The following is a 14,551-nucleotide window of genomic DNA, read 5'->3' on the forward strand; positions in this document are numbered from 1 at the left end:
CGTGCCGGTGCCGTGGCCTTGGCGACGGCCACCCTGGCGGCAGGAGCACTCGGCGGGGCCACCGCGTCCGCCGCCGCGGCGGACGCCGGCGCCGGTCCGCGGATCAGCCACACCGACGCCGTCACCCGGCAGGAAGAGCCCGTGCGCCGGGAGGGCGCCCGGGGGGAACTGGCCAAGTCGGGCAGCGACTCGGACACGATGCTGTACGCGGGACTGGCGATCTCCCTGTGCGCACTGGGAGCGCTGGCGGTGGCGGCAGCAAGAAGCAGGCGCGACTAGGCGGCCTTGCTGACGTGCCCCTTCTGACGTGTCCCTTCTGACGTGTTTGAGTCCCCGCCCCAGGGGCTAGGTTCGCCACATGGTCTCCGAGCACGCTTCCGCCCAGGTCCTCGTCGCGTCCAACCGCGGCCCCGTCACGTACACCCTGGAGGAGAACGGGGAACTGACGGCCAAGCGGGGCGGCGGCGGGCTCGTCTCCGGCCTCAGCGCGATCGGCGAGTCCGACGGCGACGCGGCCCTGTGGGTCTGCGCGGCACTGGGCGACGGCGACCGGGAGGCCGTGCGGCGCGGGGTGGGTGAGCCGGGCGTACGGATGCTCGACATCGACCCCCAGGTGCACGCCGACGCGTACAACGGAATCGCGAACTCGGTCCTGTGGTTCGTCCACCACATGCTCTACCAGACGCCGCTCGAACCGGCCTTCGGCCCGGAGTTCCGGGGACAGTGGGCGTCGTACGAGACCTACAACCGGGCCTTCGCCGAGGCGCTCGCCGAGAGCTCGGGCGCGGACGCCGCGGTCCTCGTGCAGGACTACCACCTGGCGCTGGTGCCGGGGATGCTGCGTGAGCTGCGCCCCGACCTGCGCATCGGCCACTTCTCGCACACGCCGTGGGCGCCGGTGGACTACTTCCGGATGCTCCCGGACGACGTCGCCGAGCAGCTCCTGCGCGGCATCCTGGGCGCCGACCGTGCGGCGTTCCTGACGGGCCGGTGGGCGGACGCGTTCACGGAGTGCTGCGTCGCCGTCCTCGGCGGTACGTCCGGTACGCGGATCGGGGTGCACGGGCTCGGGGCGGACGCGGACTTCCTGCGGGAGCGGTCGCGGCGGGCGGACGTGGAGGAGCGTCTTGTCGCGCTGCGGGAGCAGATCGGGGGCTCCGGCGACCGGAAGGTGATCGTCCGGGTGGACCGGACGGAGCTGTCGAAGAACATCGTGCGGGGACTGCTGGCCTACCGGGAGCTGCTCGAGACCCGCCCCGAGTGGCGGGAGCGGGTGGTGCACGTGGCCTTCGCGTACCCCTCGCGGCAGGACCTCGCGGTGTACCGCGACTACACGGCCGAGGTCCAGCGGGTCGCCGACGAGATCAACTCCCGCTTCGGGGTGGAGGGCTGGACCCCGGTCGTCCTGCACGTGAAGGACGACTTCGCGCGGTCGCTCGCGGCGTACCGCCTCGCGGACGTGGCACTGGTGAATCCCATCCGGGACGGGATGAACCTGGTGGCCAAGGAGGTGCCGGTCGTCTCCGACGACGGGTGCGTTCTTGTCCTGTCCCGGGAGGCGGGGGCGTACGAGGAGCTGGGCGAGGACGCGGTGGTCGTGAACCCGTACGACGTCACGGGGACGGCAGTCGCGTTGCACGCGGCGCTGACGATGCCGGAGGCGGAGCGTTCGGAACGCACGAAGCGGCTCGCCTCGGCGGCGACGGCTCTCCCCCCGGCCCAGTGGTTCCTGGACCAGCTGCGGGCGCTGAGGGCCTGATTTCTCCCCAACCCCGCCCCTTCCCGCAAACTCGCTCGGCGCGAGGGCCCTCCTCAAACGCCGGAGGGGCTGAAAAATCAGCCCGTCCGGCGTTTGAGGACGAACTCGGCGGAGCCGGTGATGAGGGCGCGCAAGGCCCCCGCGCCAGAGCGGGTTTTCGGGAAGGGGCGGGGTTGGGGACTTAAAAGTCCGTCCGCCTCACCTCAGCCGCGCGGCTACCGCGCCCAGCAGCCCCACCACACCCTGGGGCCCGTCCACCACCAAGTCCGCCCGCTCCGCCAACTCCGCCACCTCCGCACTGCCACTGCACACAAGCAGCCCCCGCACCTGGTCCGAGCGAAGCTTCTCCACGGCCGCGAAAGCGGGCAGGTCGCCCAAGTCGTCGCCCGCGTAGAGCACCGTCTCCGCACCCACCTCCCGCACGTAGTCCGCGAGGGCCACGCCCTTGTCCATGCCGGGGGGCCGCAACTCCAGGACCAGGCGGCCCGGTTCGACGATGAGGCCGTGGCGGGACGCCAGCTCCGCCAGCGGCTCCCGCAGCGCCTCGAAGGCGGCCTGCGGATCGGCCGCACGACGCGTGTGGACGGCGACCGCACGCCCCTTCTCCTCTATCCACGTACCGCGCCACGCGCCCATCGTGTCCAGGAATCCGGGCAGTTCGGCACGCACGGCCGCCACACCGGGGTGCGGCTCCGCCGCGTGCACGGTGGACGAGACGGCGTCCCAGCGCTCGGCGCCGTAATGCCCGAGCACGACGAGGTGCTCCAGGCCCGGCACGCCCGCGAGGCCGCCATACCGCACCGCCACACCCGCGGGACGCCCGGTGACGACCGCCACGGAACACACCTTCGGCGCGAGCGCGGCGAGGGCGGGGACGGCGCCGGGGTGGGCGCGGGCCTGCTCGGGGTCGGGCACGATCGGAGCGAGCGTGCCGTCGAAGTCGAGCGCGATCACGGCTTTCCCGGGGCGCGCGAGCAGCGCGGCCAGGCCCTCGCGCCCGGCGGGGGTCACGGGCTCGGGCAGCTCGGGAGAGTACGTCGAGTACACAGGGTCACCCATGGGCCCGACCCTACGCTCAACGCTCCCCGCGCCGGGACTCCCTGACCCGCCGAAGCCGGTTGACGGTGACCGGATCGTGCGCGAGGGCGCGGGGATCGTCGAGCAGGGCGTTCAGGAGCTGGTAGTAGCGGACCGGCACCAGGCCGAGCTGCTCGCGCACGGCCCGCTCCTTGGCGCCGGGACCGGTCACCCAGTCACGGCGCTCCAGGGCGAGGATCGCGCGGTCACGCTCGGAGAGCCCGGTGTCGGGAAACGTGTCGTCCGGGACGCCGTCCGCTGCCTCAGTCATGCCGGTCACGCTATTCCGAGTTCTCCTCGGTCGCCGCCTTGGACTGGATCTGGCTGAGGATCGACGCCGGATTGCCGTTCGGGTCGACTGCCTTGCCGATGTACTTCTTGACCTCGACGGACACCTGCGCCCAGGACGTCTTGCCCACGGGGTACAGCTGCGAGGTGGGCAGCTCGTCGAGGAACTCGGCGAGCGCCTTGTCGTTCTTGTTGCCCGTCATCTCCTCGGCGGCGGAGTTCGTGACCGGCAGCAGGTCGTACTCGCGGGAGAAGTCCAGGACGTTCTTCGTGCTGTAGGCGAAGTCGAGGAACTTGCCGATCTCCTCGCGGTTGCCGCGCTGCTTGAAGGCCATCATCCAGTCGGCGACGCCCATGGTGGCCTGGGTGTGGCCGTTCACCCCGGGCATCGGCACCATGCCGTACTTCACGCCCTTCTTCGAAGCCATCTGCATCAGCGTGGGGTGGCCGTTGAGCATGCCGACGTCGCCGCGCGTGAAGGCGGCGAAGGCCTCGGCGCGGTCGAGCTTGGCGGGGGGCGTGGCACCCGTCAGGCCCTTGCCGACGAGCTCGTCCTTCAGCCACGTGAAGGTCTTCACGTTCTGCGCGGAGTCGATGTCGTACGTGTCGACGTTGTCGGTGTAGCCGCCGCCACCGCTGAGCAGCCACTGCATCGTCTCGGCCTGCGCCTCTTCCTTGCCGAGCGGAAGGGCGTAGGGGATCTTCACGCCGCGCGCCTTGAGCGTCTTGGCGGCGGCGGCGAGCTCGCCCCAGCTCTGCGGCGGGGTGAGGCCGGCGTCCTTGAAGATCTTCTCGTTGTAGAAGAGCAGGCGCGTGGAGGAGGCGAACGGCATGCCGTACTGGACGCGCTTGACCTCGCCCGCCTCGGAGAGCGGGGCCATGAAGTCGGCCTGGGTGGAGATGGAGACCAGGTCCTCGGTGCGGTAGAGCTTGTCCGCCGCGGCGTAGTCGGCGTACGCGCCGATCTGGGCCATGTCGGGGGCGTCGCCGGCCTTGACCATTTCCTTGACCTTGCGGTCGACGTCGGTCCACGAGTAGACGCTGACGTCGACCTTGATGCCGGGGTTCTCGGCCTCGAACTTCTTGGCGATCTTGTCCCAGTACTTCTGGGAGCTGTTGGCCTTCGAGTCGCCGTAGTCGGCGGCCACCAGCTTGAGGGTGACGTCGCCGGAGTCGCCCGGACCGCCGCAGCCGGCGAGTACCGCCGCCATGCCCAGTACGGCTATCGCCGCGGTCAGTCCTGTCGCGCGCCGCTGCACAGCTGTTCCCACCCTCGATGATCTTCGTGAACTGCGATTTTCCCTCGCGTATGGACACGAGGTCTACACCACCTCAGTATCGCTTGTGCAACGGCGTACCACTGACAGCCCACCGGCAAGGAGTCCCGACGCATGTCGCGTACCGCAGCAGAGATCGCAACTCAGCCCGCCTGCTGGCACCGGGCGGCCGAGGCCGCTCTCACCTTCGACGGACTGCCGAAGCCGGGCGAGCGGGTCGCCGTCACGGGGTGCGGGACGTCGTGGTTCATGGCCATCGCGTACGCGGCGCTGCGCGAGGCCGCCGGGCAGGGCGAGACGGACGCGTTCGCGTCGTCGGAGTTCCCGGCGGGGCGGACGTACGACCGGGTGGTGGCCATCACCCGGTCCGGTACGACGACGGAGGTCCTCGAACTCCTCGGACAGCTGAAGGGCGTCGTCCCGACCACGGCCCTGACCGCCGACCCGAAGACACCGGTCATGGACGCGGCCGACTCGGTGGCGGTCCTGGACTGGGCGGACGAGGAGTCGGTCGTCCAGACCCGCTTCGCGACGACCGCGCTCGCCTTCCTGCGGGCCGGGCTCGGTGACATCCCCGGCGTGAAGTCGGTCGCCGAGGCGGCGGTGGACGCGGAGCTCGCGGTGTCGGAGCCGCTGCCTCCGGCGGTCCTTGGCGCTGAGCAGTGGACGTTCCTGGGGCGTGGCTGGACGTACGGGCTCGCTCTGGAGGCCGCGCTGAAGATGCGGGAGGCCGCGGGCGCCTGGACGGAGTCGTACCCGGCGATGGAGTACCGCCACGGTCCGATCTCCATCACCGGTCCCGGCCGGGTGGCGTGGATGTTCGGGGTGCTTCCGGAGGGGCTCGCGGGGGATGTCGCGCGCGTGGGCGGTGAGCTGGTCGCCCGGGAGGAGGCGGACCCCCTGGCTGACCTGATCCGGGCCCAGCGGCTCGCGGTTGCACTGGCCGAGTCGCGGGGCTTCGACCCTGACCGGCCCAGGAACCTGACGCGGAGCGTCATCTTGGGCTAATACTGACCCGCCGCTTCGCGGCGGACGCTCCCCACCCACCCATCCGATTGCCCCGCGGGGTAACGAGTGGGCGTATCGCCGCGCAGCGGCGGGGGTGCGACGGTTTCGAGGCGATGCGGGGTTACGGGTGGGTGGGCGGGAGACATCCGCCGCGAAGCGGCGGTTTAGGGGGCACCCGCCCACCGGGGTAAGCGGCGATTGGCCGAAGTGGACTAGACCTCTCGCGGCGTAGGCGCGACACTGTCCCCCGTGAGACACGTCATCGCCCTCGATGTGGGCGGCACCGGAATGAAGGCCGCCCTGGTCGGGGCGGACGGCGCGCTCCTCCACGAGGCGCGGCGGCCCACCGGCCGTGAACGCGGTCCCGACGCCGTGGTCGAGTCCATCCTCGACTTCGCCGCCGATCTGCGCGCCCACGGGATCAAGGAGTTCGGGGAGCCCGCCGCCGCGGCCGGCGTCGCGATCCCCGGGATCGTCGACACCGAGCGCGGCACGGCGGTCTACGCCGCGAACCTCGGCTGGCGCGACGTCCCGATGCGCGACCTCCTGAGCCGGCGGCTCGAAGGCATCCCGGTGGCGCTCGGCCACGACGTCCGTACCGGCGGCCTCGCCGAGGGGCGGATCGGCGCGGGCAAGGGCGCCGACCGCTTCCTCTTCGTGCCCCTGGGCACGGGCATCGCCGGGGCCATCGGGATCGGCGGCGGCATCGAGCCCGGCGCCCACGGCTCGGCGGGCGAGATCGGGCACATCATCGTGCGCCCCGGCGGCCCGCCCTGCGGCTGCGGCCAGCGCGGCTGCCTGGAGCGGCTCGCCTCCGCGTCCGCCGTGAGCGAGGCGTGGGCGGCGGCGAGCGGCGCCCCGGAGGCGGACGCCGCGGACTGCGCGAAGGCCGTGGAGTCCGGCGACCCGCGCGCCCGGGAGGTCTGGCAGAACGCGGTCGACGCGCTCGCCGACGGCCTCATCACGGCGCTCACCCTCCTGGACCCGCACACCCTGATCATCGGTGGCGGTCTGGCCGAGGCCGGGGAAACCTTGTTCACACCCCTGCGGGCGGCCATGACGGAACGCATCGTCACGTTCCAGACCCAGCCCCTCATCGTCCCCGCCGCCCTGGGGGACACCGCCGGGTGCCTGGGCGCGGGCCTGCTCGCCTGGGATCTGCTCGAAGGAACCGCCACCGCTCCCGACGCCACCCACTCCACGGAGGTAACCGCCTGATGGCCGCTAGCAAAGTTCTCGCCGGTGCTCAGGTGGTCCTGCCCACCGGGACGCTCACCAACGGCCGCGTGATCGTCGAGGGTTCGCGCATTTCCGGGAGCGCTCCCGCGGACGCCGAGATCATCGAACTCCCGGCCGGCCACTGGGTCGTCCCCGGCTTCGTCGACCTCCACAACCACGGCGGCGGCGGTGCCTCCTTCACCTCCGGCACGGTCGACGACGTGCTCAAGGGCGTCCACACGCACCGCCTGCACGGCACGACCACGCTCGTCGCCTCCACCGTCACCGGCGAGATGGACTTCCTCGCCCAGCGGGCGGGCATGCTCAGCGAGCTGGCCGAGCAGGGCGACATCGCGGGCATCCACTTCGAGGGCCCCTTCATCTCGCCGTGCCGCAAGGGCGCGCACAGCGAGGTGCTCCTGCGCGACCCCGACCCCGCCGAGGTCCGCAAGCTGATCGACGCGGCCCGCGGCCGGGCGAAGATGCTGACGCTGGCCACCGAACTGCCGGGCGGCATCGACTCCGTACGCCTGCTCGCCGAGCACGGGGTGATCGCGGCCATCGGGCACACGGACGCCTCGTACGAGCAGACGGTCGAGGCCATCGACGCGGGCGCCACCGTCGCCACGCACCTCTACAACGCGATGCCGGGGCTCGGGCACCGCGAGCCGGGCCCGATCGCCGCGCTCCTGGAGGACGAGCGGATCACGGTCGAGCTGATCAACGACGGCACGCATCTGCACCCCGCCGCGTTCGAGCTGGCCTTCCACCACGCGGGCGCGGCCCGCACCGCGCTCATCACGGACGCGATGGACGCGGCGGGCTTCGGCGACGGCCGGTACATGCTCGGCCCGCTGGAGGTCGAGGTGAAGGACAGCGTCGCGCGACTCGTCGAGGGCGGTTCGATCGCGGGCTCGACCCTGACCCTGGACCGCGCGTTCAAGCGCTCGGTGACCGTGGACGGGCTGCCGGTCGAGGACGTCGTGCGGACCATCTCCGCCAACCCGGCCAGGCTCCTCGGGATGTACGACGAGATCGGCTCGCTCGAGCCCGGCAAGGACGCCGACCTGGTGATTCTGGACGCGGAGTTCGACCTGAAGGGCGTCATGCGCAAGGGCGAGTGGGTACTTGCACCCCATTAGGCCCAACTGGGGCGATTTCACCACCCGTTGAAGAAGCAACGAAGAGAAGGCGGTTGGCCCTGACCTCTGGGCCAACCGCCTTCTCTTTGGCATGATCAGCCCCGGAAAGAGACGGGCGGCAGGCGCGTTGTGAAGCGGACTCGGGGGTGAGTGACGAGTGATCCTCACGGTGACGCTGAACGCCGCCCTCGACATCACCTACCGGGTCCCCGCCCTCGTCCCGCACGCCTCGCACCGCGTCACCGAGGTCATCGAACGGCCCGGCGGCAAGGGCCTGAACGTCGCCCGCGTCCTCGCGGCCCTCGGCCACGACGTGACGGTGACCGGCTTCGCGGGCGGCGACACGGGCCGCGTCCTGCACGAGCGCCTGGCGCGCGAGCCCCGCGTCACGGACGCCCTCGTGCCCGTCGCCGGCGCCACCCGCCGCACCCTCGCCGTCGTCGACGCGGCGACCGGCGACACCACCCAGCTGAACGAACCGGGACCGGCGGTCTCACCCGCCGAATGGACCACGTTCCAGGGGGCGTACGAGGAGTTGCTGCGCCGGGGCGTCGCCGCGGTCGCGCTCTGCGGAAGCCTGCCGCCGGGGGTCCCGGTCGGCGCGTACGCGACGCTCGTACGGGCCGCGCGCGCCGCCAAGGTCCCCGTGCTCCTGGACACCAGCGGCGAGGCGCTGCGCCGTGGCGTCGCCGCCCGCCCCGACATCGTCAAGCCGAACGCCGACGAACTGGCCGAGCTGACCGGCTCCCACGAGCCCGCCCAGGCGGCCCGCGACGCTCGCCGCAGGGGCGCGCACGCCGTGGTGGCGTCCCTGGGCGCGGACGGCCTGCGCGCCGTCACGCCGGAGGGCACCTGGCAGGCGGCGCCGCCCACCCGTGTGCGCGGCAACCCGACGGGCGCCGGTGACTCGGCGGTGGCGGGTCTGCTCTCCGCCCTCGTGGAGGAACTCCCGTGGCCGGACCGCCTCGCGCGTGCCGTGGCGCTGTCCACGGCGACCGTCGAGTCCCCCGTGGCGGGCGAGTTCGCGCGCGCGACGTACGAAGACCTGCTCGCGCGGGTCGCGGTGACCGGGGAGGCCACCGCGGCGTGAGATCACGCGTCACCGCGTGGGCGACGCACAACGCGACGCACAACGGGCCGTGCCGGCCCAGGAATTGGGGACATTCATCGTGCCACTCGTATCCACCGGCGACCTGGTTTCCGACGCGCGTGCCACGGGACGCGGGGTCGCCGCGTTCAACGTGATCACGCTGGAGCACGCGGAGGCGATCGCCGCGGGCGCCGAGCGGGCGGGCACCCCCGCGATCCTCCAGATCTCCGAGAACGCCGTGAAGTTCCACGGCGGCAGCCTGTCCGCGATCGCCGCGGCGGCGACGGCGGTGGCCAAGGCCTCATCGGCCCCGCTCTCCCTGCACCTGGACCACGTCACGGACCCGGAACTCCTGCGGGCCGCGCACCCCGAGGGCTTCAGCTCGGTGATGTTCGACGCGTCGAAGCTGCCGTACGGCGAGAACGTCAAGGCGACGGCGGAGGCCGTGCGCTGGGGCCACGAGCGGGGCATCTGGATCGAGGCCGAGCTGGGCAAGGTGGGCGGCAAGGAGGGCGAGGCCCCACTGGACGCGCACGCCCCGGGCGTCCGCACGGACCCCACGGAAGCGGCGACGTACGTAGCGGACACAGGCGTCGACGCCCTCGCGGTGGCGGTGGGCTCCTCCCACGCGATGACGTCCCGCACGGCAACGCTGGACCACGAGTTGATCGCGTCCCTCGCGACAGCCGTGCCCGTGCCTCTCGTCCTGCACGGCTCAAGTGGCGTACCGGACGCGGAGATCCGGCAGGCCATCACGTCCGGCATGGTGAAGATAAATGTCGGCACGGCCCTCAACACGGCATTCACGGGCGAGGTCCGCGCGTACCTCGCCGCCCACGAGAAGGGCGTAGACCCCCGCAAATACCTCGCCCCGGCTCGCGAGGCGATGGCCGGGACGGTGGCGGGGTTCCTGGGGCTCATGGCGTGAATGCGCGCATATAGGTGTGCGGGCACGCGCGGCGGGGACGTATCGTGATCAACGACCAAGATCACGATTTAGTTGGGGGAACCTTGCGTACGTCCAGCAAGACGTTTCGTATCGCCGTGGCGGCCGCCGTCGCCTGTGGCGCCTTCACCGCCACCGCCGCGAGCGCGAGCGCCGATTCCAGGTCCGCCGAGACCTCCGTCAGCGCGCGGGCGGCCCAGGACTGGGGCGGCGGCTGGAACAACTACGGCGACACCAGTGTCCGCGAGAAGGCCAGCACGAGCTCGCGGAAGGTCGGCACGCTGAAGCGCGGCAAGAAGATCAAGTGCTGGGTGTCCGGCTGCAGCGGCACCCACAACGGCGGCACCTACCGCTGCTCCAGCTCCAGTCCGAAGGAGAAGGACTGGCACGCGGTGCGCTGGAACGGCAAGAAGGCCTGGGTCGCCAGCCGCTGCATGGAGTGGGGCCGCGTCGCCTAGCCGACGGCACCCGGCAGCACGAGGCGCCGGTGGTCACCGTCCGTGGACGGCGGCCACCGGCGCCGGTGTCATGCCACGCGTCAGTTCTTCAGCGTCAGCAGGTCGATGTTGGCGTTGCACTTGTTGCCCTCGGCGCACTCCAGCTCGACCACGTTCGTCCCCTTGGTGAGATCCACCGGGGCCCACGTCGTCTGCCAGCCCTTCTCCCAGTCACCCTTGGGAGACGAGATGAAGTTCTTCATGCCGAGCGGCTGCGCGTTCGGCTTGCCGTTGACGTTCAGCGTGGCATCGGCGTCCTCGCCGGGAATGCCGTATCGCACGTACAGCCGGTAGCTGCCCGCCTTCTTGATGCTGACGGTCCAGGAAACCTTGGCGCCGACCTGGTTGAAGCCCTGGACGTAATAGCCGCCCGCGGCCTTCGCGCCCTTGACGTCCGAAGACGCCGACGTGCCGCCCTCCAGCTTCAGGGCCTTCGCGTCCGTCTTCGGGAGCTCGGCCGGGTCCGCCGGGTCCTGGGTCGGCTTCTCGCTGGGCTTCACCGTCTCGCCCTGCGTGGAGCCGCCGCCCGCTTCCTTCTTGCCGCCCTCGTCGTCGCCGCCGCCGAACGTCATCGCGGCGCCGATCCCGATGGCGACGACCGCGACGACCGCGATCGCGGCGATCAGGAGGCCCTTCGTGTTCGGGCCGGAGCCGCGACCGCCCGAGCCTCTGGGCGCCGGGGTGTACTGCGGGGCCGTCGGGGCCCCGCCGGGCTGCGTCTCCGGAGCGGCGTAGTGCGCGTTCGGCTGCCCGTACGCCTGCTGCTGCGGCGGGACCTGCTGGCCGTACGTGGGCGCCGCCTGCGTGCCGTAGGCGTTGGGCCGGCGGTCACCCACCGCGCGCACGTGGTTGTACGAGGACCGCGGACCGGGGTACCCGTAGCCGCCCCCGCCGCTGGGCGGGGTGGCGCCGGCCGCCTGTCCGTCTTCGTACAGATAGCCGAACGGATCGTCTTCGCCCTCCGGCGGGTTCGGCGTGTGCTCGCCGTTGGTGCCGGGCGTCATTCCCTGGTCACTCCCTCATGTCGCTGACCGGGGGAGCCTACCCGCTTCGAGTGAGACCACGGGGTGGCGTTTGCCTCATCCGGCACGCCTGTGCTGCTTGGCACGTGAGCGCTTCTCCACGTACATCCGCTGGTCAGCGGAGTGCAACACCTCGTCCGCTGACATCCCGCAGTGCGCCCACCCGATGCCGAAACTGGCACCGACCCGGACCGCCCTGCCGTCCACCCGGATCGGCGGGATGATCGCGTTCCGCAGCCGCACCGCGAGGTCCTGGGCGTCGGCGCGGCCGAGCCCGTCGGCCAGGACGACGAATTCGTCACCCCCGAGCCGCGCGACGGTGTCCCCGTCACGGACGCCGCTGGTCAGCCGCCTGGCCACCTCGATGAGAACCGCGTCACCCGTGTGGTGCCCGAAGCGGTCGTTGATCGACTTGAAGCCGTCGAGGTCGCAGAAGAGCACCGCGAGGCCCTTCGTGCCGTCGTCCGTGTCCCCGTGGCCCTCGGGGGGCGCGACGGTGTGCACGTGGTGGTCGAAGCCTTCGGCACCCTGCTGGAGGCTGTGCGCGTTCTGCGAGCCGTAGTCGAAGCTGTGCCGGCCCTCCGCGTCGTACACGCCGTCGTACGCCGCGTCCAGCGAGTCGACCGCGCTCGGCTGGCCCGCGTGCGGCCTGCGACAGAGCCGGGAGCTGAGGCGGGAGCGGAGCTCGGCGGAGTTGGGCAGGCCGGTGAGGGAGTCGTGCGAGGCGCGGTGCGCGAGCTGGAGCTCGCGGCGCTTGCGCTCCTCTATGTCCTCGACGTGGGTCAGCAGGAAGCGCGGCCCGTCGGCGGCGTCGGCGACCACGCTGTTGCGCAGGGACACCCAGACGTACGTCCCGTCGCGGCGCGCCAGTCGCAGCTCGGCCCTGCCGCCCTCGGCGGAGGTCCGCAGGAGGGTGCCGATGTCCTCGGGGTGGACCAGGTCGGAGAACGAGTAGCGGCGCATCGCGGACGCGGGGCGGCCGAGCAGGCGGCACAGCGCGTCGTTCGTGCGCAGGATGCGGCCGTGCTGGTCGCCGCCCATCTCGGCGATGGCCATGCCGGAGGGCGCGTACTCGAAGGCCTGGCGGAAGGACTCCTCGCTGGCCCGCAGCGCCTGCTGCTCGCGCTCCAGGCGGACCAGGGCGCGCTGCATGTTGGCGCGAAGGCGGGCGTTGCTGATCGCGATGGCGGCCTGGAAGGCGTACATCTGGAGGGCCTCGCGGCCCCAGGCGCCGGGCCTGCGGCCGTTGCGGGGCCGGTCCACGGAGATCACGCCGAGCAGTTCGCCGCCGGCCGCGCCCGTCGCGTACATCGGGGCGAAGAGGCGGTCCGCGGGGTGCCACTCGTCCTCGAAGCGGGGCTCGGGGCCGTCGGTGTACCACTGCGGGACGTCGTCCTCGTCCAGGACCCAGCCCTCGGTGTACGAGATGAACCTCAGGCCGCCCCAGGCCTCGCCCATGGAGAGCCGCTTCTCCCAGGCCTCGCGGGAGCCGACCCGGCCGGTGATGAGGGCCTCGGCGGCGGTGTTGCCCGCGAAGGCGGCGACCACGAGGTCGCCGTCAGGGCGCACGAGATTGACGCACGCCAGTTCATAGCCAAGGCCGTTGACCACGCCGTCGGCGACGGTCTGCAGCGTGTCCGCCAGGCTCCGGGCCGTATTGAGATCCGCCACCACCTGATGCAGCTGCCGCAGGGTCGCAAGACGGACGTACGGCTCCGACTCGGTCTCCATTGCTCGCTCTCCCCGAGACCTCGACAGCAACTCCAGGATTCGCAGCGCCCTTAGTGTTCTCGTCGTACCTGAGTTCTCTCAGTGTCCGATTGCCACCGTCACTGAATCACAGCGAGCAGCTCACTCGGTACACAGGGTCAACAAAATATGGGTCCTGTGACTCAAGTCACAGATGGGAAGCCTTCGTTGGTCCAGTCCACTTGCCCGATACACGGCTTCCCACGCCCCCGCCGCCGCCTCGGTCGCCGGTCCTAGGCCCGGTCTCGGACCACGGCCCGATGTGGTGGCAGGGGCGGCCGGGCTAGCGTCGGCCTCGTGGTTCCCGTACTGAAGACATCCCTGGCGAGCGCCTCCGCGACTCCCCCCGCCCCGCCCTCCCCCCGTGCCCCGTCCCCCGACGGGCATCCTGTGGGGGTGAGCAACGAAGAGTTCCGCGCCGCCATGTCCCGGCTGGCCGCGGGTGTGGTCCTGGTGACCGCCAGAGAGCCGTCACTGGACGCGGACGACCCGCAGGCACCGGACGGCGAGGACGTCGGCATGACCGCGACGGCCTTCCTTTCCGTCTCCCTCGACCCGCCGCTCGTGCTGGTCAGCCTGCGCGAGGGCTCCCGGATGGACGACCTGCTGGCCGAGCAGCCGCTGTGGGGCGTCTCGGTGCTCTCCGAGAGCCAGCGCCACATCGCGGGCCGGTTCGCGATGAAGGGCAGGATCAGCGACCGGCTGCTCTTCGAGGACCTTCCCTACTCCCGTGGGGAGACGTCGGGGGCGCCGCTGATCGGCGGTGCGCTCTCGACGCTGGAGTGCCGGACCGAACAGACGGTGACAGCGGGTGATCACACCCTCGTCATCGGGCGTGTACTTTCGGCTGCTCTGCCGAGCGCCGACGGGGGCCCGCTGATGTATTTCAAGGGCAAGTACCGACAGCTGGGCTAAATGGTTTTGGGTTGAACGGACTTTGCCCGCGGAACCGTTTGCTGCGGTGGCCATGGGCCGGGTCCGGGTCCGGGTCCGGGTTTGGGTCCGGGTTTGGGTCCGGGTTCAGCCCCAGCCCTCGCCCGAGCGGCCGCGCTTGGTCTGGCTGCGCTGCTTCTTCTCGCGGAGCCGCCGTTCGTTGATCCCCCGGGGGATCTTCGTGGCGCGGCGGGGCCGCGGGGGCGGCGCGGTGGCCTCCGCGAGCAGCGAGGCGAGGCGGGTGGCCGCCATCTCGCGGTTGCGCCACTGGGAGCGGTGCTCGGAGGCGCGCACGCTGATGACGCCGCCGACGAGCCTGTTCGCGAGCCGCTCCAGGGCGCGCTCCTTCCACACCGGGGGCAGCGCTTCGGTGTTGGCCAGGTCGAATCTCAGCTCCACCTGCGAATCGCTGGTGTTGACGTGCTGACCGCCCGGCCCGGACGACCTGGAGAAGCGCCACATGAGCTCGGCCTCGGGCAGGGAGACGGAGCCGCGGATGACATAGGGACCGGACATGGGTCCTATGGTCCCGCGTCTGTCCGGTC

General features: G+C 71.6%; 15 protein-coding genes. 9 read left to right on the forward strand and 6 right to left on the reverse strand.

The annotated features are described in order from the left end of the window. Positions 1-18 precede the first annotated feature (18 nt). Positions 19-279 (forward strand): hypothetical protein, encoded by a 261-nt coding sequence (locus ACWFRU_RS22000; protein ID WP_453689398.1) that lies wholly within the window; start codon positions 19-21, stop codon positions 277-279. Between the two features lie 79 nt (positions 280-358). Beyond that, positions 359-1,759 carry an alpha,alpha-trehalose-phosphate synthase (UDP-forming) gene (locus ACWFRU_RS22005; protein ID WP_453689400.1) on the forward strand — a complete coding sequence of 467 codons (1,401 nt, stop codon included), beginning with the start codon at positions 359-361 and terminating at the stop codon, positions 1,757-1,759. Between the two features lie 198 nt (positions 1,760-1,957). Here ACWFRU_RS22005 and otsB read toward each other — a convergent pair whose 3' ends face one another. From otsB to ACWFRU_RS22020, 3 genes are read right to left on the reverse strand one after another with little or no spacing between them, the layout of a single operon-like run. Continuing rightward, the gene (gene otsB / locus ACWFRU_RS22010) at positions 1,958-2,818 is read right to left on the reverse strand and encodes a trehalose-phosphatase (RefSeq protein ID WP_453689402.1); all 861 of its coding nucleotides are present in this window, start codon (positions 2,816-2,818) and stop codon (positions 1,958-1,960) included. Between the two features lie 16 nt (positions 2,819-2,834). Then, positions 2,835-3,107, reverse strand: coding sequence for a DUF3263 domain-containing protein (locus ACWFRU_RS22015; RefSeq protein ID WP_453689404.1), 273 nt, complete (start codon positions 3,105-3,107; stop codon positions 2,835-2,837). 10 nt (positions 3,108-3,117) lie between these two features. Continuing rightward, positions 3,118-4,383, reverse strand: coding sequence for an ABC transporter substrate-binding protein (locus ACWFRU_RS22020; RefSeq protein ID WP_453689489.1), 1,266 nt, complete (start codon positions 4,381-4,383; stop codon positions 3,118-3,120). A 132-nt stretch (positions 4,384-4,515) separates the two neighbouring features. On the opposite strand from ACWFRU_RS22020, the gene ACWFRU_RS22025 reads away from it, so the two are divergent. From ACWFRU_RS22025 to ACWFRU_RS22050, 6 genes are all read left to right on the forward strand, one after another. Continuing rightward, positions 4,516-5,409 (forward strand): SIS domain-containing protein, encoded by an 894-nt coding sequence (locus tag ACWFRU_RS22025; protein ID WP_453689406.1) that lies wholly within the window; start codon positions 4,516-4,518, stop codon positions 5,407-5,409. A 249-nt stretch (positions 5,410-5,658) separates the two neighbouring features. After that, positions 5,659-6,627, forward strand: a complete 969-nt coding sequence (locus ACWFRU_RS22030; protein WP_453689408.1) for an ROK family protein — start codon at positions 5,659-5,661, stop codon at positions 6,625-6,627. Then, positions 6,627-7,769 (forward strand): N-acetylglucosamine-6-phosphate deacetylase, encoded by a 1,143-nt coding sequence (gene nagA, locus ACWFRU_RS22035; RefSeq protein WP_453689410.1) that lies wholly within the window; start codon positions 6,627-6,629, stop codon positions 7,767-7,769. Before ACWFRU_RS22030 ends, nagA begins: the two co-directional genes overlap by 1 nt. A gap of 157 nt (positions 7,770-7,926) precedes the next feature. Further along, positions 7,927-8,859 carry a 1-phosphofructokinase family hexose kinase gene (locus ACWFRU_RS22040; RefSeq protein ID WP_453689412.1) on the forward strand — a complete coding sequence of 311 codons (933 nt, stop codon included), beginning with the start codon at positions 7,927-7,929 and terminating at the stop codon, positions 8,857-8,859. Between the two features lie 79 nt (positions 8,860-8,938). Then, positions 8,939-9,787, forward strand: a complete 849-nt coding sequence (locus tag ACWFRU_RS22045) for a class II fructose-bisphosphate aldolase (protein WP_453689414.1) — start codon at positions 8,939-8,941, stop codon at positions 9,785-9,787. An 83-nt stretch (positions 9,788-9,870) separates the two neighbouring features. Then, positions 9,871-10,263 carry a hypothetical protein gene (locus ACWFRU_RS22050; RefSeq protein WP_453689415.1) on the forward strand — a complete coding sequence of 131 codons (393 nt, stop codon included), beginning with the start codon at positions 9,871-9,873 and terminating at the stop codon, positions 10,261-10,263. 80 nt (positions 10,264-10,343) lie between these two features. Here the strand turns inward: ACWFRU_RS22050 and ACWFRU_RS22055 are convergent, their stop codons facing one another. Together ACWFRU_RS22055 and cdgB are read right to left on the reverse strand one after the other, a co-directional pair. Next, complete coding sequence (locus ACWFRU_RS22055) at positions 10,344-11,306, reverse strand: CBM35 domain-containing protein (RefSeq protein ID WP_453689417.1); 963 nt, start codon at positions 11,304-11,306, stop codon at positions 10,344-10,346. Positions 11,307-11,381: 75 nt separating this feature from the next. After that, entirely contained in the window at positions 11,382-13,055 is a 1,674-nt protein-coding gene (gene cdgB / locus ACWFRU_RS22060; protein WP_453689419.1) for a diguanylate cyclase CdgB, read from the reverse strand. A gap of 408 nt (positions 13,056-13,463) precedes the next feature. Here cdgB and ACWFRU_RS22065 point away from each other — a divergent pair, with 408 nt between their 5' ends. Continuing rightward, positions 13,464-13,988 carry a flavin reductase family protein gene (locus ACWFRU_RS22065; protein ID WP_365821506.1) on the forward strand — a complete coding sequence of 175 codons (525 nt, stop codon included), beginning with the start codon at positions 13,464-13,466 and terminating at the stop codon, positions 13,986-13,988. Between the two features lie 105 nt (positions 13,989-14,093). On the opposite strand, the gene arfB is transcribed toward ACWFRU_RS22065, so the two are convergent. After that, positions 14,094-14,531: an alternative ribosome rescue aminoacyl-tRNA hydrolase ArfB gene (gene arfB, locus ACWFRU_RS22070; protein WP_453689491.1), complete on the reverse strand. Its 438-nt coding sequence runs from the start codon at positions 14,529-14,531 to the stop codon at positions 14,094-14,096. Between the last annotated feature and the right edge of the window lie 20 nt (positions 14,532-14,551).

It is taken from the genome of Streptomyces sp. NPDC055099 (genome assembly GCF_053607685.1).

Coding starts and splice junctions, on each gene's coding strand:
- nagA (WP_453689410.1), top strand. CDS start 6,627: ATGGCCGCTAGCAAAGTTCTCGCCGGTGCTCAGGTGGTCCTGCCCACC.
- cdgB (WP_453689419.1), bottom strand. CDS start 13,055: ATGGAGACCGAGTCGGAGCCGTACGTCCGTCTTGCGACCCTGCGGCAG.
- ACWFRU_RS22055 (WP_453689417.1), bottom strand. CDS start 11,306: ATGACGCCCGGCACCAACGGCGAGCACACGCCGAACCCGCCGGAGGGC.
- ACWFRU_RS22025 (WP_453689406.1), top strand. CDS start 4,516: ATGTCGCGTACCGCAGCAGAGATCGCAACTCAGCCCGCCTGCTGGCAC.
- ACWFRU_RS22005 (WP_453689400.1), top strand. CDS start 359: ATGGTCTCCGAGCACGCTTCCGCCCAGGTCCTCGTCGCGTCCAACCGC.
- otsB (WP_453689402.1), bottom strand. CDS start 2,818: ATGGGTGACCCTGTGTACTCGACGTACTCTCCCGAGCTGCCCGAGCCC.
- ACWFRU_RS22015 (WP_453689404.1), bottom strand. CDS start 3,107: ATGACTGAGGCAGCGGACGGCGTCCCGGACGACACGTTTCCCGACACC.